Origin of the sequence: Peptacetobacter hiranonis, assembly GCF_008151785.1 — a bacterium.
GTDB classification, from domain to species: domain Bacteria; phylum Bacillota; class Clostridia; order Peptostreptococcales; family Peptostreptococcaceae; genus Peptacetobacter; species Peptacetobacter hiranonis.
Window position 1 is genome coordinate 483,518 of record NZ_CP036523.1, and the last position, 23,812, is coordinate 507,329.

At 31.7% G+C, this 23,812-nt stretch carries 18 protein-coding genes and 1 other annotated feature; of the genes, 14 read left to right on the forward strand and 4 right to left on the reverse strand.

The genetic code is table 11. The annotated features are described in order from the left end of the window. Positions 1-45: 45 nt before the first annotated feature. Together baiCD and KGNDJEFE_RS02550 are read right to left on the reverse strand one after the other, a co-directional pair. Entirely contained in the window at positions 46-1,977 is a 1,932-nt protein-coding gene (baiCD, locus tag KGNDJEFE_RS02545) for a bile acid Fe-S flavoenzyme BaiCD (RefSeq protein WP_006439644.1), read from the reverse strand. A 75-nt stretch (positions 1,978-2,052) separates the two neighbouring features. Then, positions 2,053-3,252, reverse strand: coding sequence for an AraC family transcriptional regulator (locus KGNDJEFE_RS02550; RefSeq protein ID WP_006439645.1), 1,200 nt, complete (start codon positions 3,250-3,252; stop codon positions 2,053-2,055). 93 nt (positions 3,253-3,345) lie between these two features. Here KGNDJEFE_RS02550 and KGNDJEFE_RS02555 point away from each other — a divergent pair, with 93 nt between their 5' ends. The 5 genes from KGNDJEFE_RS02555 (at position 3,346) to cptIN (ending at position 9,015) form a co-directional block, all read left to right on the forward strand. Beyond that, positions 3,346-3,867 carry a Gx transporter family protein gene (locus tag KGNDJEFE_RS02555; RefSeq protein WP_006439646.1) on the forward strand — a complete coding sequence of 174 codons (522 nt, stop codon included), beginning with the start codon at positions 3,346-3,348 and terminating at the stop codon, positions 3,865-3,867. 465 nt (positions 3,868-4,332) lie between these two features. After that, positions 4,333-5,184: a DegV family protein gene (locus KGNDJEFE_RS02560; RefSeq protein ID WP_006439647.1), complete on the forward strand. Its 852-nt coding sequence runs from the start codon at positions 4,333-4,335 to the stop codon at positions 5,182-5,184. A gap of 35 nt (positions 5,185-5,219) precedes the next feature. Then, a complete protein-coding gene (gene pepF / locus KGNDJEFE_RS02565; RefSeq protein ID WP_040410348.1) occupies positions 5,220-7,004 on the forward strand; it encodes an oligoendopeptidase F in 1,785 nt (594 codons plus the stop codon). Between the two features lie 138 nt (positions 7,005-7,142). Further along, positions 7,143-8,126, forward strand: coding sequence for a zinc metalloprotease (locus tag KGNDJEFE_RS02570; RefSeq protein WP_170239653.1), 984 nt, complete (start codon positions 7,143-7,145; stop codon positions 8,124-8,126). Between the two features lie 415 nt (positions 8,127-8,541). Then, entirely contained in the window at positions 8,542-9,015 is a 474-nt protein-coding gene (gene cptIN / locus KGNDJEFE_RS02575; RefSeq protein WP_006439650.1) for a type III toxin-antitoxin system CptIN family toxin, read from the forward strand. A gap of 79 nt (positions 9,016-9,094) precedes the next feature. Here the strand turns inward: cptIN and KGNDJEFE_RS02580 are convergent, their stop codons facing one another. Beyond that, positions 9,095-9,529 carry a hypothetical protein gene (locus tag KGNDJEFE_RS02580; RefSeq protein WP_006439651.1) on the reverse strand — a complete coding sequence of 145 codons (435 nt, stop codon included), beginning with the start codon at positions 9,527-9,529 and terminating at the stop codon, positions 9,095-9,097. 262 nt (positions 9,530-9,791) lie between these two features. Between KGNDJEFE_RS02580 and KGNDJEFE_RS02585 the strand changes: the two genes are divergently transcribed. The 5 genes from KGNDJEFE_RS02585 to pstB all read left to right on the forward strand — a co-directional run bounded on the left by KGNDJEFE_RS02585 (position 9,792) and on the right by pstB (position 15,079). Further along, positions 9,792-10,643: a phosphate ABC transporter substrate-binding protein gene (locus KGNDJEFE_RS02585; protein ID WP_006439652.1), complete on the forward strand. Its 852-nt coding sequence runs from the start codon at positions 9,792-9,794 to the stop codon at positions 10,641-10,643. 309 nt (positions 10,644-10,952) lie between these two features. Continuing rightward, positions 10,953-12,131, forward strand: a complete 1,179-nt coding sequence (locus tag KGNDJEFE_RS11885; protein ID WP_006439653.1) for a hypothetical protein — start codon at positions 10,953-10,955, stop codon at positions 12,129-12,131. Between the two features lie 290 nt (positions 12,132-12,421). Next, positions 12,422-13,348: a phosphate ABC transporter permease subunit PstC gene (gene pstC, locus KGNDJEFE_RS02595; protein WP_006439654.1), complete on the forward strand. Its 927-nt coding sequence runs from the start codon at positions 12,422-12,424 to the stop codon at positions 13,346-13,348. Positions 13,349-13,351: 3 nt separating this feature from the next. Further along, positions 13,352-14,185, forward strand: coding sequence for a phosphate ABC transporter permease PstA (gene pstA / locus KGNDJEFE_RS02600; RefSeq protein WP_006439655.1), 834 nt, complete (start codon positions 13,352-13,354; stop codon positions 14,183-14,185). Positions 14,186-14,317: 132 nt separating this feature from the next. Then, positions 14,318-15,079: a phosphate ABC transporter ATP-binding protein PstB gene (pstB, locus tag KGNDJEFE_RS02605; RefSeq protein ID WP_006439656.1), complete on the forward strand. Its 762-nt coding sequence runs from the start codon at positions 14,318-14,320 to the stop codon at positions 15,077-15,079. Between the two features lie 276 nt (positions 15,080-15,355). On the opposite strand, the gene KGNDJEFE_RS02610 is transcribed toward pstB, so the two are convergent. After that, a complete protein-coding gene (locus tag KGNDJEFE_RS02610; RefSeq protein ID WP_040410349.1) occupies positions 15,356-15,679 on the reverse strand; it encodes a hypothetical protein in 324 nt (107 codons plus the stop codon). Between the two features lie 205 nt (positions 15,680-15,884). Continuing rightward, positions 15,885-16,101 (forward strand) — a binding site (T-box leader). 161 nt (positions 16,102-16,262) lie between these two features. On the opposite strand from KGNDJEFE_RS02610, the gene KGNDJEFE_RS02615 reads away from it, so the two are divergent. The 4 genes from KGNDJEFE_RS02615 (at position 16,263) to KGNDJEFE_RS02630 (ending at position 23,640) form a co-directional block, all read left to right on the forward strand. Beyond that, positions 16,263-18,926, forward strand: coding sequence for a valine--tRNA ligase (locus tag KGNDJEFE_RS02615; protein WP_006439658.1), 2,664 nt, complete (start codon positions 16,263-16,265; stop codon positions 18,924-18,926). A gap of 284 nt (positions 18,927-19,210) precedes the next feature. Continuing rightward, entirely contained in the window at positions 19,211-20,509 is a 1,299-nt protein-coding gene (locus KGNDJEFE_RS02620; RefSeq protein ID WP_006439659.1) for a bifunctional folylpolyglutamate synthase/dihydrofolate synthase, read from the forward strand. Positions 20,510-20,842: 333 nt separating this feature from the next. Then, on the forward strand, positions 20,843-22,057 hold the full coding sequence (locus KGNDJEFE_RS02625; RefSeq protein ID WP_006439660.1) for an ATP-binding protein: 1,215 nt from the start codon (positions 20,843-20,845) through the stop codon (positions 22,055-22,057). A gap of 809 nt (positions 22,058-22,866) precedes the next feature. After that, positions 22,867-23,640: a 23S rRNA (adenine(2058)-N(6))-methyltransferase Erm(Q) gene (locus KGNDJEFE_RS02630; RefSeq protein ID WP_007286427.1), complete on the forward strand. Its 774-nt coding sequence runs from the start codon at positions 22,867-22,869 to the stop codon at positions 23,638-23,640. Positions 23,641-23,812: the final 172 nt, after the last annotated feature.

The window sequence follows — 23,812 nt, forward strand, 5'->3', positions numbered from 1 at the left end:
AATCAATATTTATCTAGTTAAAATTTATAATTTTGTACTTTAAATCTATATTTCTCCAGCTACCTCGTACGCTTCTCTTATAGAGTTTATAGCACGTCTAGCTCTTTTAGTATCGCCTATAACGTGACAAGGGATAGATAGTTTTTCACATTCATTCTTAATTTCATCGTGAGCTTTAGCTTTAGCACCGATTGCCATAACAACGCTATCTGCAAGTATGTATTCTTCTTCGCCATCTCTATCAACAGCTATAAAACCATCTCCAATACGAGTAAGTCTTGCAGAAGTTTCCGCTTTGATATTACTCTTACTTAAAGATTCCATAACGCATATTTTTCTAATAGCACCTAAATCTTTTGCAACCTCGTCGTTCATTTCTACTATTGTAACGTCTAGGTCTAAATTTTCTTTGATAAATTCAGCAGTTTCAACACCTACAAGTCCACCACCAATTACTACACATTTGCCAAATGGAACAGATTTTCCATTTAATACATCGTGAGAAGAGAATACATTATCATTATCGTATCCATCCACAGGTATTTTTATAGGTACAGCACCTATTGCAGCAACTACCTCATCAGGCATTTCTTTTCTTATAAGTTCTGCATTTACAGGTGTGTTTAAATGTATTTCTATGCCTAGTCTTTCAGCTTTTTTCTCATAAGACTGGGCAGCAAGTAGCATTTCGTTCTTTCTTGGAGCTTTTCCAGCCGTTAAGAACTGTCCTCCAGTGTGGTCAGATGATTCATATACAACAACATCGTGTCCTTTTTCTTTTAAAAGACAAGCTACCTCAAGTCCACCAACACCAGCACCTGCAACAAGTACCTTTTTCTTTTCAGTTGGTTTAGATATAAAATCATCAGACTCGTGCCCAAGTAGAGGGTTTCTTAAACAAGTGATGAAAGGCACATTAGGATCTGTAAATCCATCGTAGCAACCCTGATTGCATCCAACACAGTACACTATTTCATCAAGTTTTCCGTCTTTTGCTTTATTACAGAATTCTGGATCGGCAAGCTGTCCTCTACCAACGACAACCATATCTGCTTTTCCATCTGCAATTATCTCATCTGCTAATTTTGGAGTATTAATTCTACCAACAGCTATTGTAACCATACCAGTTTCCTTCTTTATTCTAGCTGCGTTTTCTACATTAAATCCGTTTGGGATATCAATAGGTGGAACTTCATATTTTAAACCAGGTGTAATCATATTTCCTCTAGAAATATCTAGTGCATCTACACCAGCTTCTTTAGCCATTAAGCAGAATTTTATAATATCATCTATAGTAAGCCCGTTTTTGAAATAATCGTCGTGAGCATCAACTCTCATTATTAAAGGCATATCATTTGGTATATTTTTTCTTATTGCTCTTATACATTCAAGAGGGAATTTTGCTCTATTTTCAAGGCTACCACCATATTCATCATCTCTATTATTCATACCTGCGGTTAGGAATGAGTGTGGTAGGTAATTGTGTCCACAGTGGAATCCTATACAATCGTATCCAGCTTCAACACTTCTTCTAGCAGCTTCTCCAAAGCTATCTACAACCTCTTTAATTTTTTCAACACTTATTTTTGGGATAGTGTATTTCCCGTATTTAAAGTCATCTGCAACTAAAATCTCTGCACTAGGATCTAATGAAGATGCTAAACTTCCTTGCCAAAGCTGTACTCCACATTTTCCACCGGCATTGTGGATAGCTTCAGTAAATTTTTTATGTGATTCTATTAAAGAATCGCTGTGAATTGCTAAAAATCCCTTTGGTGCACTCGCTTTGTGGACAGAACAGACCTCACTCATATTAAGTCCACATCCACCTTTTACTCTGGCAACTTGGTAATCTATTATCTGCTGAGATACATTTCCGTCTTCCTCAGCCATTTTAGTCCCCATTGCTGGGAAAATTATACGGTTTTTAAGGTGTAAACCTTTTAAATCTATAGAATTAAATAAATTATTAAACATAAAAATCTCTCCTTTCGGGAAGAAATTATAGCACACGAAAAAAGCGAGTTTATGTCAATTTTAATACTTTTTTTATCATTTTTTAATATTTATATACTCTGTTGGAGAAATTCCATTGTATTTTACAAAAGCTCTTTGGAAGGTGGAAAGGCTCTTAAATCCACATTCACAAGATATCTGTAGTATTGTAAGTTTTGTTATTTTAAGCAAAGTGTAAGAAAGTCTTAGTCTGACTTTTTCAAGTTCCTCGGCAAATGAGGTAAAGTAGTACTCTTCTAAGATAGAGTTTATAGTATAAGTCTTGATATGTAGCTCTTTTGCGACATCTTCAACAGTTATATCTTTATAAAAGTGTAGGTAAATATACTGAATAACCTTTAAATATAAGTCTTTCATAGCGAAAAATCTTTTATTATCAACTATATTATCTTCTCTATATTCTATTGGAGATTTTCCTATATATTTTTCAAAAACTCTATAAAAAGAAGGAACGTTTTTAAAGCCTAAAAGCTCTGTTATATACGAGATTGATAAGTCTTCAAAATGCAGCAGTGAGCACGCATTTACAATAGTTCCAAAATCTTTTAGCTCTTTAAAAGTATAACCAGATTTCTTTTTTATCAGCTGATTTACGTACGACGGATTTAGTTCTAAATCCTTAGCTATATCGTCCAAAGAAGATTTATTTCCTTGATATAAAATAGCATCTTTTATATGGTTCCAAAGTTTATCCTCGTTTTTAAGATGCGAGTTAAAACTATTATAATCCCCGTATAATTCAAGTGAATTTCTGCAAAATAGAGTGTAAACCTCTAAAACAGCGTATAGGATTATATTTTCAGAGCCGAATTTATTAGAATTGTACTCGGATAATATATACTCAAATCTATTTTTTATGTATGGATCAGAGCATTTTTGATATGGCTCTGTTTCATGAACTAATTGATAATTCACACCTTTGTCGTGTTTTTCCCACATTGTGTGCATAAAAAGACCAATGTAGAATTTTATCGTATAGACTTTGATCGGCTTTACGACATCCACACTGTAAATATGGTATGGATATAGGCAAAGGAAGGTATCTTTTTCTAGCGGATAGTTTACTCCATTTATGTTTATAGTTCCTTCGCCATCGCAAACGTACCAAAGCTCGACAAGTTTATGTATTTTTAAATCTATGTTTTCAGTTATAGTAGTTTTTTCAACTTTTATATCTTTTTCAAAATAATTATCGTAATAATCTATTCCAGTAAACCAATTTTCTTTTTTCTTCATTAGCAAGACCAACCTTTGTATAGTATTTTGTTTAATTATAATATACTATGATATAATAGCAATTGTAACAAAATTATTAAAAAGGAGAACATTATGTCTGAGAAAAGAATAGAAACGAAAAAACTGACTTTCCTAGGACTTATGGTAGGGTACAGTTTGATTTTATATATAATAGAGGGGTTTATTCCTAATCCAATGGTTGCGGTGTTTCCGGGAGCAAAGCTAGGTCTTAGCAATATTATTACTTTGGTTGCTCTTATGACACTTGGGTTTAAGGATACTTTTATAATTCTTACAGTTAGGATTATTCTTTCTTCTATTTTTACAGGACCGATGTCTTATTTGATGTTTAGTATCGGTGGAGGATATTTGAGTCTTGTTGTTATGTATTTGTTTAGTAGGATTAAAGGTTTTTCTACTATTGGTATAAGTGTTGGTGGTGCGATAGGGCACAATGTTGGGCAGTTGCTTGTTGCGTCGGCGATAGTGAAGAATATTGCGATGACGACTTATCTGCCATTCATGCTAATAACATCACTGGTAACGGGGATTTTCGTAGGAATTGTTTCGAAGTTTACAATACCTTACGTAAAATCTCGGATTAAAAAATTATAGGAAATATATCTCTGTATTTTAGCAGAGCTTGAAAAAATCTATTTATACCCTCTACAGGCTTCGACGTGTGTGAGTGCAAACTGTTTTGTTGAAAATTTTTTGCACGTCTGCAGATTGTCGAGGGGTATGAATAGATTTTTTTTCAAGCTATTAACTAAAATTATAAGAGATTGTATTTTCCTATAATTTTTTTAAAATCGAGATTTATATAGTAAGGTGTTGTCTACTTCTTCAACAATTTACAGGTTTGGGAGTGATAGTTTTTTGTGATGGTTTGTGTGTGGAATTTTTAGATTATTTTGATATGGGAATATGTTTTTTGTAATGTTATTAGAATCTCGACGATGTTATTGTTATATAGTATAATGAATTGTATAGCAATGTGTTTTTTTATGTTGTTATTTTAATTGTCAAGAGATTTATAAATATGTATATTCAAATAGAGTGATTTAGGAGGGTTTTAAATTGGCAAATATAAAGATAGTTACAGATGGTTCATGTGATTTTCCTCAGGAGATTTTAGATATAGTTAATCCTGAGATAGTTAGAATTAACGTAGCTTTTGGAGAGGATTCTTATGTAGGTGGAGTTGATATAGATGAGAAGACTTTCTATGAAAAGATGAGAGGTTGTAAGGAGCTTCCAAAGACTTCAAGTCCTTCTTTAGAGAGATTTATGGAAGTTTATGGAAATGAAGAGTATGAGGAGATAATAGTTTTTACACTTACTTCTAAGTTATCAGGTACATACAGTAATGCTGTTATTTCTAAAAATATGTATCTTGAAGATCATGATTATAAGAGAATAGAGGTTATAGATTCTGAAAATGGTTCTATAGCAGTTGCGCTTATGATTTTAAAGACACATCAGTTAATAGAAGCTGGAAAGAATATGGACGAAATTTTAGAGGCTATAGAGCAGATGAAAAAAGATATGGTATTCTATGGTACTCTAGATACTTTAGAAAATGCTATAAAAGGTGGTAGAGTAAACCCTATCGCAGGTAAACTTATAAACGCACTTAATTTTAAAGTGATAATCAAAATAGATGAAGGTCTAGTTAAACCTATAGATAAAGCTAGAGGTGAAAGCAACAGTCTTAAGAAACTATTCACATATATCAAAAACTGTGTTGATATAAATGAAATAGAGCATAAAGACATAATAGTTGGGCATGCAAACTGTCCAGAAAAAGCAGAAAAAGTTAAGAAATTTATAGTAGACCACTATAATTTCGAGGAAACTCTTGTTGCTAATATAGGACCAATAATGGGAACATTTACAGCAGAAGGAGCTATTTTAATAGCAGTTCTTTAGTGTGTAATTTCCCAGGAAATATACAGGAGGCAGTTATGGGAATAGAAAGAAACAATATAGAAGAAAAATATAAATGGGACTTAGCAAAGATGTACCCAGATAAAGAGTCAGTTGATGCAGATATTGAAAAGGCAGCAGAATTAACTGATAAGATAGCGCAGTATAAAGGCAAATTAGCTCTTGGTAAAGAGAATTTATTAAATGCTTTAAAGACTTTAGAAGAAGCATCTAGAGTTATAGAAAAATTATATGTATATACTCATATGAAACACCATGAGGATACAAGAAAGAACGATAATCAGGCAGATTCTGTAAAATCTGAGATGATTTCATCTGATTTTGGAGTGGCTTCATCTTATTTAGTGCCAGAGATAATAGCTATGGACGAAAAAGTTTTAGATGAATATATGCAGGACGAAGATATGGCATTCTACAAAAAATTCATCGACGATATTTTAAGAGATAAACCACATACATTATCAGAAAGCGAAGAAAAAATACTTGCTTCAGTTTCGGAATTAACTGCAGTTCCTGAAAGTGTATATGATATGCTTGCATATGCAGATATGGAATTCCCAGAAATAGAAGGGGAAAACGGCGAAAAGATAAAGATAGACCACTTCAATTATTCTCTACTTATAAAGAGCAGAGATAGAAGAGTGAGAAAAGATGCTTTTGAAGGGGAATTTTCTACTTACAAAAAATTCCAGAACACTTACGCATCAAGTCTTTACGGAGCTATAAAATCAGAAATATTCTACGCAAAAATGAGAAAACACAACTCTGCAATAGAGGGATCATTATTTGCGGATAATATAAGTGTAGATGTGTACAACAATTTAATAGATGCTGTACACGAAAGCATACCTACATTAGATAGATATATAGAAGCTAAGAAAAAATTCTTAGGAATAGAGGATTTACATATGTACGACCTTTATGTTCCTCTAGCTGAAAAATTTGAATATAAGATACCTTATGAGGAAGCACAGCAGATTATATTAAAAGCACTTGCTCCTTTAGGAGAAGAGTATTTATCTATAATTCAGAAGGCATTTGATGAAAGATGGATAGATGCTTTTGAAAATGAAGGTAAAAAAGGTGGAGCTTATTCTTGGGGATGCTACGACTCGCAGCCATACATCCTAACTAGCTACACAGAAGACTTAAATTCATTATTTACATTAATCCATGAATTAGGACACTCTGTGCACAGCTACTATTCAAGAAATACTCAGCCTTATATATACTCAGATTATAGAATATTTGTTGCAGAGGTTGCATCTACAACTAATGAGTTATTACTTGTAAATTATTTATTAGAAAATGCAAAATCTAAGGATGAGAGAATTTACCTTTTAAATTACTACTTAGAGCAGTTTAGAACAACAGTACATAGACAGACTATGTTTGCTGAATTTGAAAAAATAACTCATGAACAGGTAGAAGCTGGAAAACCACTTACAGCAGATGATTTCACAGAAATATACTACGGATTAAATAAAAAATACTATGGAAATTCTACCAATGTAGATGAGTTAATAGGAATAGAATGGGCGAGAATACCTCATTTCTACTCTAATTTCTATGTGTATAAATATGCTACAGGATTCTCAGCTGCGAGTGCATTAAGCTCACAGATTTTAAAAGAAGGCAAACCAGCAGTAGATAGATATATAGAATTCTTAAAGAGCGGTGGCTCAGAATATCCTCTAGATCAGTTAAGAAGAGCTGGAGTGGATATGGAAAAGAAAGAATCAGTTGAAAAGGCATTAGACGTATTTGCAGAGCTTGTTGAAAAATTAGAAGCAGAAATATAATTTTGATGGAGAGATACCATGGGAAAGACACTATTTAAACTTTTTAAACTCCTTATATATACATCGGTTGGTGTTGCTATTGGGCTTAGTGTAGCATTTTTAGATTTAAGTATATTTGAGTTATCTGTTTGTTTTCTTGTGCAGTTGGCAGTTTTTGTTCTTATACACGAGTTTGCACATGGAAAGGTTGCAGAGATGAATGGGCTTAGATTTACAAAGCTATATGCAGGTCCAATTATAGTTATAAGGAAGGATAAAAGGTTTGTTAGAATAAAAAAGAACAAGCTTCAGGGAACTTATCTTGGTAGAGCAAATATAGAAAATGGCGAAATTAGAAGCGATTTGGAATTTGATAGACATGTAATTGCTTGGAAAAGGGCTATTTCTGCTGGACCTAAGAGCGATATTGTGCTTTCTATCTTGTGTTTAGCTGCTGGAATATATTTTAAATATCCGATAATTATTGTATCTACAATAGTGTTAGATTTGGCGATGTGTATTCCAAGTTATTTCTATGGAGATGGAACACATTATAAAAGTATGGAGAGAGATGATATATTCACAGTTTCTGTGATGTATTCTAACTCTATCATTGGAGAAGACGGAATTTCTCCAGATACTGAGAAATACTTAGTGTCTAAGCTAGAAAATGAATTAGAAAAAACTGAAATAAATGACGATACGATAGTTTCTCTATCTATTGCAGCACGGACTCTTCTTTTCCAGAAGATTTTGGACGGAAAATATTCTGGGTATAGGATTGAGGAGATTATTTGGGATGTCAGAGATGGCAATCCTGCTAGGTTTAAGAAGATGACTGATAGGATGTATTTTAGAAATCTGATAAATACCGCTGTGCTGTATTATACTTGTATTGAGAATGATTTGAAGAAAGCTCAGATTCTGTTTAGATCGATAAAGAATACTAAGCATGTCAATTATGTTGAGAAGAATGATTTTTTAAGATCTAGGTATGTGCTTGGTATGCAGAATAATAAAGAGGAGCTTGTTTCTCACAAGTATAGAAATCCGATATTTAAGGGATGTAAAAGCCTTGAAGAAGCGGAGGATAAAATGGATGAGATAGTTATTGAATATGTAGATAAAATGGGATTTTATTAAAACTCAAAAACTATGTTGTACTCCTCTCCGGTCCTCGCCATGAGTGGTGGTAATCTGTTCTGGTTATAGATAACTGCATGGCTGTGGATTGTCGAGGGTGTACAACATAGTTTTTTTCGTATAATATAAATCACATTTTCTACATATACTAATAACTTAGATGAAAGTAGAATAGGTAAGAGAGTTTAAATAATATTATTATTTGCTAGAAATTGACTATTTATAAATTTTATGATATATTGTTTATATAAAATAAGATATGTATCTTAATATGTAAGTATACCGCTGACCAATATGCGGAATATAAATAGTTGGGTTGTAAGTATACCGCTGACCAATATGCGGAATATAAGTGGTTGGGTTGTAAGTAATATCCCTCATCTTTTTAGATGGGGGATTTTTTTGGGGGGATACTGTGAAAAAGAATGGGTTTTATATTATAAAAGATGAGTTTTTTAGAGATTTCCCAGATCCGTATCTTAGGGGAAATAAAAAAGAAAATAGACCACATTATTACTGTATAGAGGATAAAAATGGTATATTTTGGATGATTCCAATGTCAACTAGAGTAGAAAAATATAAGAAGATTATTGATGCGAAAGAAAAAAATAATAAGAAGTGTGATGTGCTACATATATTGAAGTTATCTAATGGTAAAAATAATGTCTTTCTTATAGGTGATATGTTTCCTGTCACAGAAAATTACATTGAGAGAGAATATACAATAAAAAATAATCATTTAATGTTATACAATGAATCAGAAATTATTCTTATAGAAAAGAAGGCAAAAAAAGTAAGAGAAATGATTAAACATGGTGTTAAATTTACAAGAACTCAACCAGATGTAATGAAAATATTTGAAAAATTAGTAAGTTTAGATAAAAAATAGTGTATAATGTTATTAATTAAAGTTGCTTAAAGTAATTATTTAACTATTAAGTACTAGGTCGGATTTATATCCGACCTTTTTATTTGCCTAGGTGTAAGTCTTTTACTAGGTATCTGTTTAGTAGTTCTTGTTTTGCTTTTTCTATTAGGTTTTCTAAGTTGTCTGTAAATATTAGTTCGTTTATGGCAGCATCTTCGTCTCTTAGTCCAAATTGTTCTTTTCTTATGAAGTATAGGTTATATACGTTTGTTTTGTATATGTTTATGCTGTTTACCATTATTTCGTCAGTGAATATGTCTGAGAATGTTGGCGGTTCTAAGTCGTTTATTTCAAGTATGTCCATTAGTTTGTTGTAGTTTGGCACGCTAAAACCAGAGTACAGTACAAGATCTTTTAGGTCGTTGTTGTAGAATTCTAGTTCTTTTTCTAGTAGATAGTCTTTGATTTCGTCATAATCACATTTATCCAATAGGATAATAAATTTATCTGTTGAATTAGTAAGTTTATTTTTCATTTATAGTCACATCCTTTTATAAGATACAAATTTTTCAAGTATATAAATCTTTTGAATAGGTAAATTCGATAATTTTAGTATATTATATCTTATTTTGTTGAGAAAAGTGATAAGTTTTAAGGAATTATTAAATATATTTAGATTACTTAACAATTTTTACTCTTCGTTAACGCCAATCTAATATTCTTTTAATACGTCTGCTTTATTATAGATACTGTAATAATTAATAAATAACTTATAACAAAGCGGAGGATTTTAAGAAATGAAAAACAGAAGATTAGCACTTTTATTAGCAGGTATATTAACTGTAGGATGTTTAGCTACAGGATGCGGAAACTCAGGTGGAGGAGAAGGAGATGCAGCTGCTTCTAAAGAAACAGCAACAATAAGCGTATCAGGATCAACTTCAGTAGGACCATCAATGGAAAAAATAGCTGAACGGTTTGAAAAAGCAAATGAAGGAGTTAGTGTTGAAATACAGCAGATAGGTTCATCAGCAGGTATAAAAAATGCAATAGATGGTGTATCTGAAATAGGTATGGCATCAAGAGATTTAAAAGAAGAAGAAAAATCAGCAGGACTTCAGGAAACAAAAATAGCTATAGACGGTATAGCAGTTATAACAAATAAAAACAACCCAGTTAAAAACCTTACAACAGATCAGGTAAAAGATATATACACTGGAAAAATAACTAACTGGAAAGAAGTTGGCGGAAATGATGCTCCAATAGTTGTTGTATCAAGAGAAGAAGGTTCTGGTACAAGAGATGGATTCCAGGAAATAATAGGATTTGAATCTACAGAATTATTAAAAGATGCTCAGGTTAGTGATGGTTCAGGAAACATAAAATCAACAGTTGAAGGAAATGATAATGCAATAGGATACATATCTTTCGGATACGTTGATGACGCTATAAATGCTTTAAATGTAAATGATGTTGAACCAACAGCAGATAACGTAACTAACTCAAGCTACCCAATAGCTAGACCATTCTTACTAGTTGACAAACAGGATGGATTATCAGAAAATGGTAAAAAATTAATAGACTTCGTATTAAGTGATGAAGGTCAGCAGATAATGGAAGATGAAGGATTCATCAAAATAAACAAATAATAGAAAGAAGCGGAAAAGAGCAACTTTCTAATAAATATACCTAGAAAGAAAATAGGCAGGTTGTAGAATAGATATAAATTAACTCACTCTAACACCACAATATATATCCAATCCCACAGAAACTCCCTAGAGATTAATTTCTCTAGGGAGTTTTATTTTTTTTGTAAATATAGATTTTTAAAATGAATAAATAAAATTAGTTTTAAATTATTTAAACAACAACTTTTTTATTTAAAAGGTTGATATTTTAAAGAAAATGATATATTCTATATAGTATAGAAATGATTTAAAACAAAAGGAGGGGATTTAATGGGATTTGTAGTGGTTATTCTCATTATAGTTGCATTTATTATTTACAAAAAAAGATCTAAAAAGGAAAGTGAAGAGATTTGTAATGAGGAAAGTTTATTAGCTACTGTTAATGAACTAAATGATAAGATAGTTGAGAGAAATAATATTATTAAAGAAATTCAAGAAGCAAACTCTAATTGTGAGAAGAGAATGGAAGGAATAAAAAATGCTATTTCTTCAATGGACGACTCTGTAGCTGAAGAAGATAAAGAAGTTTTTAATGAAAAGTTAAAATCTATAGAAAATGAAATTAACAGAAATAATACTAAGATAAAAAATATAGAAAAAGAAATAGAAGATTTGAATAAGGAAATTTTAACTAAGAACGAAAAAATAGAAGAGTTAAAGAAAAAAGAGCTAGAAGCAGCAAAACAAGAGGAATTAAATAAAAAGAATTCAAGCGAGGGAAGCGACACTATGAGTAAAGAAAGTAATACCGATAAAAATGGAGTTAAAAAAGATACAGATAATAAGTATTTGAATAAAGAAGAGAATACATCTAAACTTAAAAAGGTATTTAGAAAAGAAGTAATAATTCCATTTGTAATAGGTCTTTTAATAGGGGCATTCTTCTTTACTTCTGGGGATACGTCAGAGTATGAGGATCAAATAGCTCAGCAGCAAACTCAGATAGCTGAAAAAGATAAGAAGATTAAGGAATTACAAGGTAAAGTAGATGAAGCAGCTCCTTGGTTTGAAATGACAGCTGCAGAAAAGGAAAAGAAAGAAGCTGAGTTAAAAGCAGCTAAGGAGGCAAAAGAAAAGGAAGAAGCAGAAAAATTAGCTGCAGAGAAAAAGAAAAAAGAGGAAGAAGAGAAAAAAGGTTACGATACTGGAATAACATATAGCCAGTTGGCAAGAACACCAGACGATTATTTAGCTAAAAAAGTTAAATTTAGTGGGAAAGTTTTACAGGTAATGGAAGATGGAGATTCAATAGGAATAAGATTAGCTGTAGATGGAGATTATGACAATGTAATACTTGGCACATTTGACTCTAGTATAATATCTGAAAGAATCCTTGAGGACGATTATATAACTGTATACGGATTAAGTGCAGGTATATACACTTATGAATCTACAATGGGAGCAAGCATAAGCGTACCATCTATGACTATAGATAAAATATCAAGATAAATTATTTATTAAACAAATTTAATAACATTTAAACAAGGAAGCTAGGTTTAAATATCAGCTACTCCAGCGACAATACAACTTGATTGCCTGGAGCGGATAGCAGATATTTAGCTTAGCTTTTTTTATTGTTAAATTTATTAAAAATATTTAATAAAATTATCCTTACTTTAACCGTAATTAAATATAGATTTAAAAAACAAATATTAAAATAGATATTGTATTTGAAGAGAGGCAATAATTAATATTTATAGCAATAATTAATATTTTATAAAAATTTAGGAGGAAAGAAAATGACAACAAACACAGAAGTAGTGGGATCTTCTAGGACAAGAGAAAAGAAAATAAAAAATTTAAATATGAAGTACAGTGCTGACAGATTTATGAAGTACGTATTTTTAATAAGTGCGCTAATATCTATAGCAAGCTTAGTAGTTATAACAGGATTCGTATTTTATATGGGATTAAAACCATTCTTAGCAGAAGGATATTCTTTAGGAGCATTCTTAACTGGTAGCGAATGGGTTCCATCAGCGGATTTATTCGGAGTTGCGCCAATGATAGCTGCTTCATTATTTGCTACAGCAGGATCAATAGTAATAGGTACAACAGTAGGTATCTTAACAGCGATATTCATAGCAGAAATAGCACCTGCTAAAATATCTGGAAAAATATCAGCAGCAGTTGAACTTCTAGCTGGTATACCTTCAGTACTTTACGGGGTATTCGGACTTGCAGTAATAGTTCCAGGAATACAGAATATATTCAACCTTCCAAAAGGACAGAGTTTACTTGCAGTAATACTTGTACTTTCAATAATGATGTTACCAACAATAGTTTCAGTATCAGAAACAGCAATAAGAGCTGTAGACCCAGCTTACAAAGAAGGTTCTTATGCATTAGGAGCTTCAAGAATAGAAACAATATTCAAAGTTGTTCTTCCAGCTGCAAAATCAGGAATACTTGCTGCAGTTGTTTTAGGTATAGGTAGAGCACTTGGTGAAACAATGGCGGTAATATTAGTAGCTGGTAACTCTCCTGCAATGCCAACAAGCATAATGGACAGTGTTAGACCACTTACAACAAATATAGCTCTTGAAATGGGTTACGCATACGGAACTCATCAGGAAATGCTATTTGCAACAGGAGTTGTACTATTCACATTCATATTAATATTAAATGTAGTACTTAATAAGTTAACTAAGAAAGCGGTGAAATAATAGATGAACGGAGCAAGAAAGAGAAAAGACAATATATTAAATGGATTGATATACGGATCAGCATTCATAACAGTTGCAATGCTATTCGTAATAGTAGGATACATATTCTACAAAGGATTTGGAAACATAAACTTTAACTTTATATTCAGCGATTACCAGGCATCAGGTGATGGTGGGGTTTACCCAATGATATTAGCAACAGTTTATACAGTAGTAATTGCAATATTAGTATCTGCACCAGTTGGGATACTTGCAGCGATATATCTTCAGGAATACGCAAAACAGGGTAGACTTGTTTCAGCTATAAGATTCTGTACAGAAAGCTTAGCTGGTATACCTTCAATAATATACGGATTATTTGGTGGTATATTCTTCGTAACATTCATGAAAATGGGATACTCATTATTATCAGGATCTTTAACAGTTGCGATAATAATTCTTCCAGTAATAATAAGAACTACAGAAGAAGCTTTAAAAACAGTACCTCAGAGTTACAGAGAAGCATCATTTGCACTTGGAGCTACAAAACTTCAGACTTTATACAAAGTTATCGTACCTAGTGCAATGCCTGGTATAATATCAGGGGTTATACTTTCAATAGGTCGTGTTGTTGGGGAATCAGCTGCGATACTACTTACAGCAGGTACAGTTGCAAAAATGCCAGCAGGAATAATGAGTAGTGCTAGAACACTTACAGTTCACTCATACTTATTAACAAAAGAAACTGGTGATATAGCAACAGCATCTTCAATAGGTATAATACTTATAGTTATAGTGTTAGCACTTAATACATTAGCTAAATTTGCAGGTAAAAAACTTAGTAAAGCAAAATATTAATTGGTAAAAATAAAATATTAGTTTTTAAATATATTAAGGGAAAAATAAAATGTAAATTTTAAATAAATAAAATTCAGTAAACAAAAGCAAAACGGGAATTAATTAGAATAGAATTTAAGGAGAAAATTTTAAATGGAAGTATACAATAAGACTAAAATAGCTGTTAGAAATTTAGATCTTTACTACGGCGAAAAACAGGCATTAAAAGACGTTAACATGAATATAAAAGAAGGAAAAGTAACTGCACTTATAGGACCTTCAGGATGTGGTAAATCTACATTTATAAGAACTTTAAACAAAATGAACGATTTAATAGACAACGTAAAAATCTACGGAGAAATAGATTTAGACGGAGAAGATATAAACAAACAGAATGTTATAGAATTAAGAACAAAAGTTGGTATGGTGTTCCAGAAACCAAACCCATTCCCAATGAGTATATACGATAATATAACTTACGGACCTAAAATACAGGGAATAAAAGATAAGAAAGAATTAGACAAAATAGTTGAAGAAAGTTTAAAAGGAGCTGCTATCTGGGATGAAGTAAAAGATAGATTAAAAAGTTCAGCACTTGGTTTATCAGGTGGACAGCAGCAGAGACTTTGTATAGCTAGAGCAATAGCTATGAAGCCAGAAGTAATATTAATGGACGAACCTACTTCTGCACTTGACCCAATATCTACAGGTAAGGTTGAAGAGCTTATAGAAGAGTTAAAAGGTAAGTATACTATAGTAATAGTTACTCACAATATGCAGCAGGCAAACAGAATATCTGATGATACTGCATTCTTCTTAAATGGTGAAGTTGTAGAATTTAACGACACAAGATCAATATTTGAAAATCCAATGGATAAAAGAACAGAAGATTATATAAACGGAAGATTTGGTTAAAAATCTCAAGAAAAAATACAGAAGATGTCGCAGAAATTTTTAGTGGCATCTTTTTTAGTTGAAAAATAGTAAATCTCCTCTCCACGGTTCCGACGCCTATTTAAAGAACAAATAGGTAGGCGTCTCCAAGTGTCGAGTGTGATTTACATATTTTTCAACCAAAAAAATTCAATGCCCCTTGAAAAATTTCCGCAACATCAGTCTGTATTTTTTTATTGAGTTTTATAGCCCAAATCTGTAGTTTATATAATTCTTTTGAAATGAAAAATGGTAATTTTATATTTTTTCTAATACTTTAAGTGGTGTGAAAGCAATTAATACAAATATTAAGTAATCAAATTTAGTATTGAAAAAATTAGGTTCTTTAATGGTAAATATACATAGAAGTATAAGCGCCGTAGAGATAATTACTAATAAAGATTTTTTGAAAGATATTGTTCTTTTGTTAGTACAAAATTCTAATGCAAGCAAAAGTAATAGTAACACAAATATATTAAAATTTCCTGTATAGAATTTGTTTAAGCATATAAATATTATGCTTAGTCCTGATAATATACTTAAAATTGGACTGTATTTTTTTCTTAAGTTTGATATGTTCATTGAAACACCACCGATCATTTTTTATATTGGATAAATTAAAATTATGTAAATAATATCGATTTTTTATCTTGGTGTCAATATTTTTTTGAAATTTGAGAAAAATGATGAGATAAGAATTTGTAGAAGTGTTGATGATGTAATGAAATTGAGTTGTTTTTCCTTGACATAAGTAAAGATAACTGTATATAATTAAGGTATTAATTATATACAGACGTTGAAGAAGAGGAGTATTCAGTGACTTCCATCAGAGAGAGAAATCCATTGGCTGAGAGGTTTTTTAGGAGTAAGAGCTGGAGAAGGTAGCTTCGGAGTTTCCAAGCTGAGTTTAGTAGGTTTGGACGGGTGGAACCGTTATATTCTGTAGAGAGTCGAGGAATTTTTCCTCGGAATTAAGGTGGTAACGCGAGCTTTTCGTCCTTATGTAGGATGAAGGGCTCTTTTTTTATAGGCGAAATAGTAATAAATATTATTTCGACACAAAAATGCGAGATAAACCTTTGGTATATTTTGGTAAAATACGAAAATTTACTAAAATATTTAAAAGGAAATCGATAATAAAATATATTATAGGGAGGATTAGAAAATGGAAACAAATCTAAATAAGACTTATGATCCAAAAGAGTTCGAGTCAAGACTTTACGATGAGTGGATGGAAAAAGGTTATTTTGCTTCAAAACCAAATAAAGATAAAAAACCTTTCACAATAATGATGCCGCCACCAAATATAACAGGACAGTTACATATGGGGCACGCATTAGACCATACACTTCAGGATGTTTTAATAAGATGGAAGAGAATGCAGGGATGTGAAACACTTTGGTTACCAGGTACTGACCATGCATCAATAGCTACTGAAGTTAAGGTTGTCGAAAGAATTAAAAAAGAAGAAGGCAAAACTAAATACGAATTAGGTAGAGACGAATTCATGAAGAGAGCTTGGGCTTGGAAAGAAGAATTCGGTGGAAAAATAGAAAATCAGCTTAAAAAATTAGGGGATTCTTGTGACTGGGATAGACAGAGATTCACAATGGACCAGGGATGCAACGATGCAGTTAAAGAATTCTTTATAAAATTATATGAAGAAGGACATATATACAGAGGTCATAGAATAATAAACTGGTGTCCAAACTGTAAGACTACTCTTTCAGATGCAGAAGTTGAACACGAAGATCAGCCAGGTAATTTCTACCATGTAAAATATTTCCTAAAAGATAGTGATCAGTTCCTTGAAGTAGCTACTACAAGACCTGAAACTATGCTTGGGGACTCTGGTATAGCAGTAAACCCTAACGATGAAAGATATGCTGACATAGTTGGAAAAACTGCAATACTTCCATTAGTTGGTAGAGAATTACCAATAGTTGCAGATGAATATGTTGATATGGAATTCGGTACTGGTGTTGTTAAAATGACTCCAGCTCACGACCCTAACGACTTCGAAGTTGGTTTAAGACATAATTTAGAAGAAATCAACGTTATGAACGAAGACGGTACAATGAACGACAAATGCGGTAAATACGCAGGTATGGACAGATATGAATGTAGAAAATCAATCATAGACGACCTAAAAGAAGAAGGATTCTTAATAAAAATAAAAGAACACGACCACGCTGTTGGTACTTGCTATAGATGTCATACAACTATAGAGCCAAGATTATCTGAACAGTGGTTCGTAAAAATGGATAAATTAGCAGAACCTGCTATAAAAATATTAAACGATAAAGAATTACAGTTTGTTCCTGACAAATTCGATAAAACTTACTTACAGTGGTTAGAAAACATAAGAGACTGGTGTATATCAAGACAGTTATGGTGGGGTCATCAGATACCAGCATACTACTGCCAGGAATGTGGAGAAGTTGTTGTTGCTAGAGAAATGCCAGAAAAATGTCCAAAATGTGGATGCACTCACTTCAAACAGGATGAAGACGTACTAGATACTTGGTTCTCATCTGCTTTATGGCCATTCTCAACACTTGGTTGGCCAAACAACACAGAAGAATTAAACTACTACTATCCAACAAACGTACTTGTAACTGGATACGATATAATATTCTTCTGGGTAGTAAGAATGGCATTTGCAGCAATGTTCTGTATGAATGAAAAACCATTCTCTCATGTATTAATACATGGTCTTGTTAGAGACTCTCAAGGTAGAAAAATGAGTAAATCTTTAGGAAATGGTATCGACCCACTTGAAATAATAGACCAGTTTGGTGCAGATGCTTTAAGATTTACATTAATAACAGGAAACTCTCCAGGAAACGACATGAGATTCTACATGGAAAGAGTTGAATTTGCTAGAAACTTCGCAAATAAATTATGGAATGCATCAAGATTCGTATTCATGAACTGGGACGAAGAAATGATGAATGGCGTAACAAGAAGCGATGTTGAAGCTAACTTAACATTAGCAGATAAATGGATAATATCAAGAGCTAACAATATAGTTAAAGATGTTACTCATAACATGGATAAATTCGAATTAGGTATGGCTCTTCAGAAAGCATACGACTTCACTTGGTCAGAATACTGTGACTGGTACATAGAAATGGTTAAACCAAGATTATACGGTGATGATGTAGAAGCTAAAAAAGCAGCTCTTTACACATTAACTTATGTTCTTGAAACAATATTAAAACTTCTTCACCCATTCATACCATTCATAACAGAAGAAATATTCGACCATCTTCCAACTGCAAACGGAATGATAATAGTATCTGAATGGCCAGAATTCAAAGAAGAAGACAACATGGCTAAAGAAGAAGCTATGATGGATGTAATGATGGACGGTATAAGAAACGTAAGAAACGTTAGATCAGAAATGAACGTTCCACCATCTAAAAAAGCAAAAGTTATAATGGTTCCTAGTGAAGATAAACTAGAAGCTGTTGAAGCAGGAAAAGACTACTTCAAAACTTTAGCATCAGCATCAGAAGTTGAAGTTAGAGCAGATGAAGTTGGTATACCTGAAGATGCAGTAAGTGTAGTTATAGACGGTGTTAAGATATTTATACCTCTTGACGAACTTGTTGACTTCGAAAAAGAATTAGAAAGATTAAACAAGGAAAAAGCTAAATTAGAAGGCGAAATTAAGAGAGTTAATGGAAAACTTTCTAATCAGGGATTCCTTGCAAAAGCACCTCAGAAATTAGTTGACGAGGAAAAAGCTAAAAAAGAAAAATTTGAAGAAATGATGAAATCAGTAGAGGAAAGATTAGCTAGTATACAGGCAAAACTTTCATAAAATAAAAGGCTGTCGTAATAAATAAAAGGGCAAGAGCATAACCACCTTCCACTCCTAGCTAAGACGCAAGACGATAAAAAGTTTTGGTTATAGTCTTAGTTGTGCGTCCACGCACAGTCGTTGGATAGGTGGTTATTTCTCTTGCCCTACTTTTTTATACGGCAACCATTTTTACTTTTAAATGTTTTGCTTGTAGCTAAAAACTTTTTAGAGTAGAAGAGTGCTGCTTAGAAGTAAGTAAAATATGAAAATAAAAGTTTCTATTAGATTTATTGGAGGTAAATATGAATTATAGTGAAGCTTTAGATTATATACACAGTAGTCATAGGTTTGGTATGAAGCTTGGGCTTGAGTCTACAGAGAAGCTTATGGAGCTTCTTGGAAATCCTCAAGACGAGCTTAATATTATCCACGTTGCAGGTACTAATGGTAAGGGTTCTATTTGCTCATTTATCGCAAAGGTGCTTGAAAAAAGTGGCTACAAGGTTGGGCTATTTACATCTCCATATCTTGAGGTATTCAACGAGAGAATTAGGATAAATGGGGAAAATATTACAGATGAGCATATTGCAAAGTCTGTGTCTGAGGTTAAATTGCGGATAGATAAGATGCTTGCTGAGGGGTACGATTCTCCAACTGAGTTTGAGATTGTGACTGCTATGGCATTTTTAATATATAAATGGGAAAATGTTGATTACGCGGTTATGGAAGTTGGGCTTGGTGGTAGATATGACTCAACAAATATTATAAAAAATCCACTTGTTAGTGTTATTGCATCTATAAGTTTAGATCATACTAGAGTTCTTGGGGACACTATTGCAAAAATTGCATACGAAAAAGGTGGAATTATCAAGAAAAATTCTGCGGTTGTAGTTTATTCTCAGGGGGATGAGGCTGAGGATGTGCTTAAGAAAATTGCAGCTGAGGAAAATGCAGAATTTATTGAAGCTGATTTTAGCAGTATAAATGTTAAGAAAGACGATGTTCATTCACAGATATTTGATTTTTCTATTAATGGAAAAGAGTTTAAGGATATGGAAATCAAGTTAATAGGTGAGCATCAGGTTAGAAACTGCGTGACTGCTTTAAATGCAATAGATTATCTTAGAAGAAGTGGCAAGGTAGCAAATATCACAGATGATAGTGTGAAAGCAGGTATTTTAGAGACAAAATGGCCTGGTAGGGTTGAGAAAGTTATGGAAAATCCTACATTTATTATAGATGGGGCACACAACGAGGATGGTGCGAGATCTTTGAGAAAGGTGCTTGATAAGTACTTTGCTGATAGAAATCTTGTGCTTATGCTTGGAATGCTCGAGGATAAGGATATCGACACTGTGCTTGAGATTTTGATGCCTGTTTTTGATAGGGTTGTCGTTACTGAGCCAGATAATCCGAGAAAGATTTCTGCGGATAAGTTAAAAGCTAAGATTGAGAAGTACACAGGTAATGTGGAAGCTGTGGAAAAGATTGAGGATGCTTTGGAAAGAGTGTTAGAAGTTGCTGAAGAAGGGAATGTAGTAATAAGTGCGGGATCTCTATATATGATAGGAGAGGTTAGAACGCTTTTAAGAAATAGATAACTGGGAAGAGGGGCGATATACTCCATTTGTGACGCGCAATCAAGTTGCGACAGTCACAAAAGGAGTATATTCGCCCCTCTTTTTCAGTTTATCATTATTTTTAAAAGTGTTATTTTGGGGAAAGAACGCTAGAGGTATATCTTTGGTTAGTTTGAAAATTTTGTTAGTTATAAGTGATAAAAATATAATTTGTAATATTTTATTAGTTATAAACGATAAAAAGATATATTCTTAGTATTTTGTTAGTTATAACTAATAAAAATTGATTTATTGCCTTGTTTATCAGTTATAAGTGTGATAATTTATAACTAAGATGAAGAAGGGGTGATGTTGATGATTAAGAGAGAAATGTATATGAGCCGCATTAGACCATTTATTAATACAGATTTGGTAAAAGTTATGACTGGGATTAGACGTTGTGGTAAGTCAGTTATGTTAGAGTTGATAAAAGAAGAGCTTTTGCAATCGGGAGTAAATAAAAGTCAATTTATTTCGATAAATTTTGAAGATATGTCATATGCACATATTCAAACAGCTAAAGCACTAAACGATGATATTATAGAAAGAGCTAATAAAATAGAGGGAAAGGTGTATCTTTTCTTTGATGAAATTCAGGAAGTGAAGGATTGGGAAAAGTGTATAAATTCACTTAGAGTTTCTTTAGATTGTGATATTTATATTACCGGATCTAATGCTAAGTTGTTATCCGGAGAGCTTGCAACTTATCTTGGAGGAAGATATGTTGAATTTGTTATATATCCATTTTCGTTTGCTGAGTTTGTGGAATTATATAGAGAAATTTATCCCGACGAGCCAATAAATATGATTTTTCAGAAGTATGTAGTATTCGGGGGGATGCCATATTTATCTAATATACGATTTGAAAAAACTGCATCAATCCAATATTTACATGATTTGTTTAACTCTGTGCAGCTTAAAGATATTGTAAAAAGAAATAATATTAGAGATGTGGACTTGTTAGAAAGAATAAGTGCATATGTAATGGCAAATGTTGGAAATACATTTTCAGCAACATCAATATCAAAATTCTTTAAAAGTGAAAAGAGAAATGTAGCTCCAGATACAATTTTGAATTATATAAAATATTGCTGTGATGCGTATTTATTCTATCAAGTGAAGCGTGAAGACTTACAAGGTAAACAGATTTTGGCATCAAATGAGAAGTATTATATAGCAGATCATGGTATCAGAGAAGCAGTTTTTGGTGGAAATATGAAGGATATCAACCTAATTTTAGAAAATATTGTTTATATGGAGCTTCTTAGAAGAGGATATGAGGTTAGAGTTGGTAGAAGTGGCAATAAGGAGATTGATTTTGTATGTTATAAGAGAGATGAAAAGATTTACATACAAGTAACTTATTTGCTTGCATCTGAGGAAACAATTCAGCGTGAGTTTGGCGTGTACGATGATATACAAGATAATTTTCCAAAGTATGTTGTATCGTTGGATGAGTTTGATATGAGTAGAGATGGTATAAAGCATAGAAATATTAGAGATTTTTTATTAGAAAAAGAGTGGAACTAGGGATTAAAAAGAATAAATATAAATCAAGAGAGGAGAAGCTTTTAAAAGCTTCTTCTTTTTTTAATTACAAGGATATTATAATACTTCAAATTCTGTGGAAAACCTGTGTATTAAAGTAATGCCAATATATTCGAAAATTTAAAAAATGACAAAAACAAACTAAATTTAATGTAAGAATTGAGTTAGTGTTATAATATAATAAAGGTCGCAATTGTTATATATTGCGAAGCAAAAGGATAGGAGCATAGCTCCTATTTTTTATTTTATCTATAAAGTATATTGTGATTTTGCTAGAAGTGAATCGGAGTGCTTTACAGTAAATATAGTTTATGGTATTATTAAATACATTAAAATATGAAAGGAGTTGTAGTTATGAAAAATTTATATATAATGCTTAATAAATTAAAAAAAATATACATTACTCCTGGGTATATTATAAATTAGATAGCATATGCTTAATATACAAATACCCTGGAATATCGACTTATATTCTAGGGGATTTTTTATAATGTTATAGCTCTGCGCTATTTAATATTAATAGTTAACATAGAGAGTATAAATAATGAAAAAATTTAAAAATATCTTCGTTTGAAAATAACTACTTAATAAAGATGCAAAAATTATAAACAAATATTTAAAGCTTATTATATGAAAAATAGGAGGAAATAAAATGATTATGAATGGTGGAATAGCGTCAATAAGATTAAGAAGATAGCGCACGAGTTGTGGCTATCGTTAAACAAATTTAATATAATGTCATAACTCCGTGCTATTTAAAGAGTAAAAATAGTGAATTAAGGAGATTATGAATGAAAGCTAAAAGTAATAATTATAGAGGAAAAGTTGATATTAGTGTATCGCAAAATTTTATTACTAGTAAAAATACTATATATAAATTAATAAAAAAAACAAATATATCCAAAAATGATTTTGTTATTGAAATTGGACCAGGAAAAGGTCATATAACAGAAGCTTTATGTGAAAAAAGTTATTGGGTTACAGCTATAGAACTAGATAGAAGTTTATATGGAAATTTAATAAATAAATTTAAAAGTAAAAATAATGTTACTCTTATTAATAAAGATTTTTTAAATTGGAAATTACCTAAAAAAAGAGAATATAAGGTATTTTCTAATATTCCTTTTTATATAACAACAAAGATTATTAAGAAATTATTATTAGAAGAGTTAAATTCACCAACTGATATGTGGCTAGTTATGGAGAAAGGTTCCGCAAAAAGATTTATGGGAATACCTAGAGAGAGTAAATTATCATTACTTTTAAAAACTAAATTTGATATTAAGATAGTGCACTATTTTAATAGAGAAGACTTCCATCCCATGCCTAGTGTAGATTGCGTCTTAGTATATTTTAAAAGAAAATATAAATATGATATATCTAAAGATGAATGGAATGAATATACAAGTTTTATATCTAAGTCTATTAATAACTTAAGAGATGTATTTACAAAAAATCAAATTCATGCAGTAATTAAATACCTAGGTATAAATCTTAATAATATTAGTGAAGTTTCTTATAATGATTGGATACAGTTATTTAGATATAAACAAAAGATAGATTAGTAATAGTAGATTTAAATTAGGAGGTGTTAAAATGATTATGAATGGTGGAATAGCGTCAATAAGATTAAGAGGATAAGTCACGGGTTGTGGCTATTATCTTAATTTAATAAAGAGTCATAATCCCGTGATATTTAAAGTTAATATTTAAATATAAAATTACAGGAGATTATGA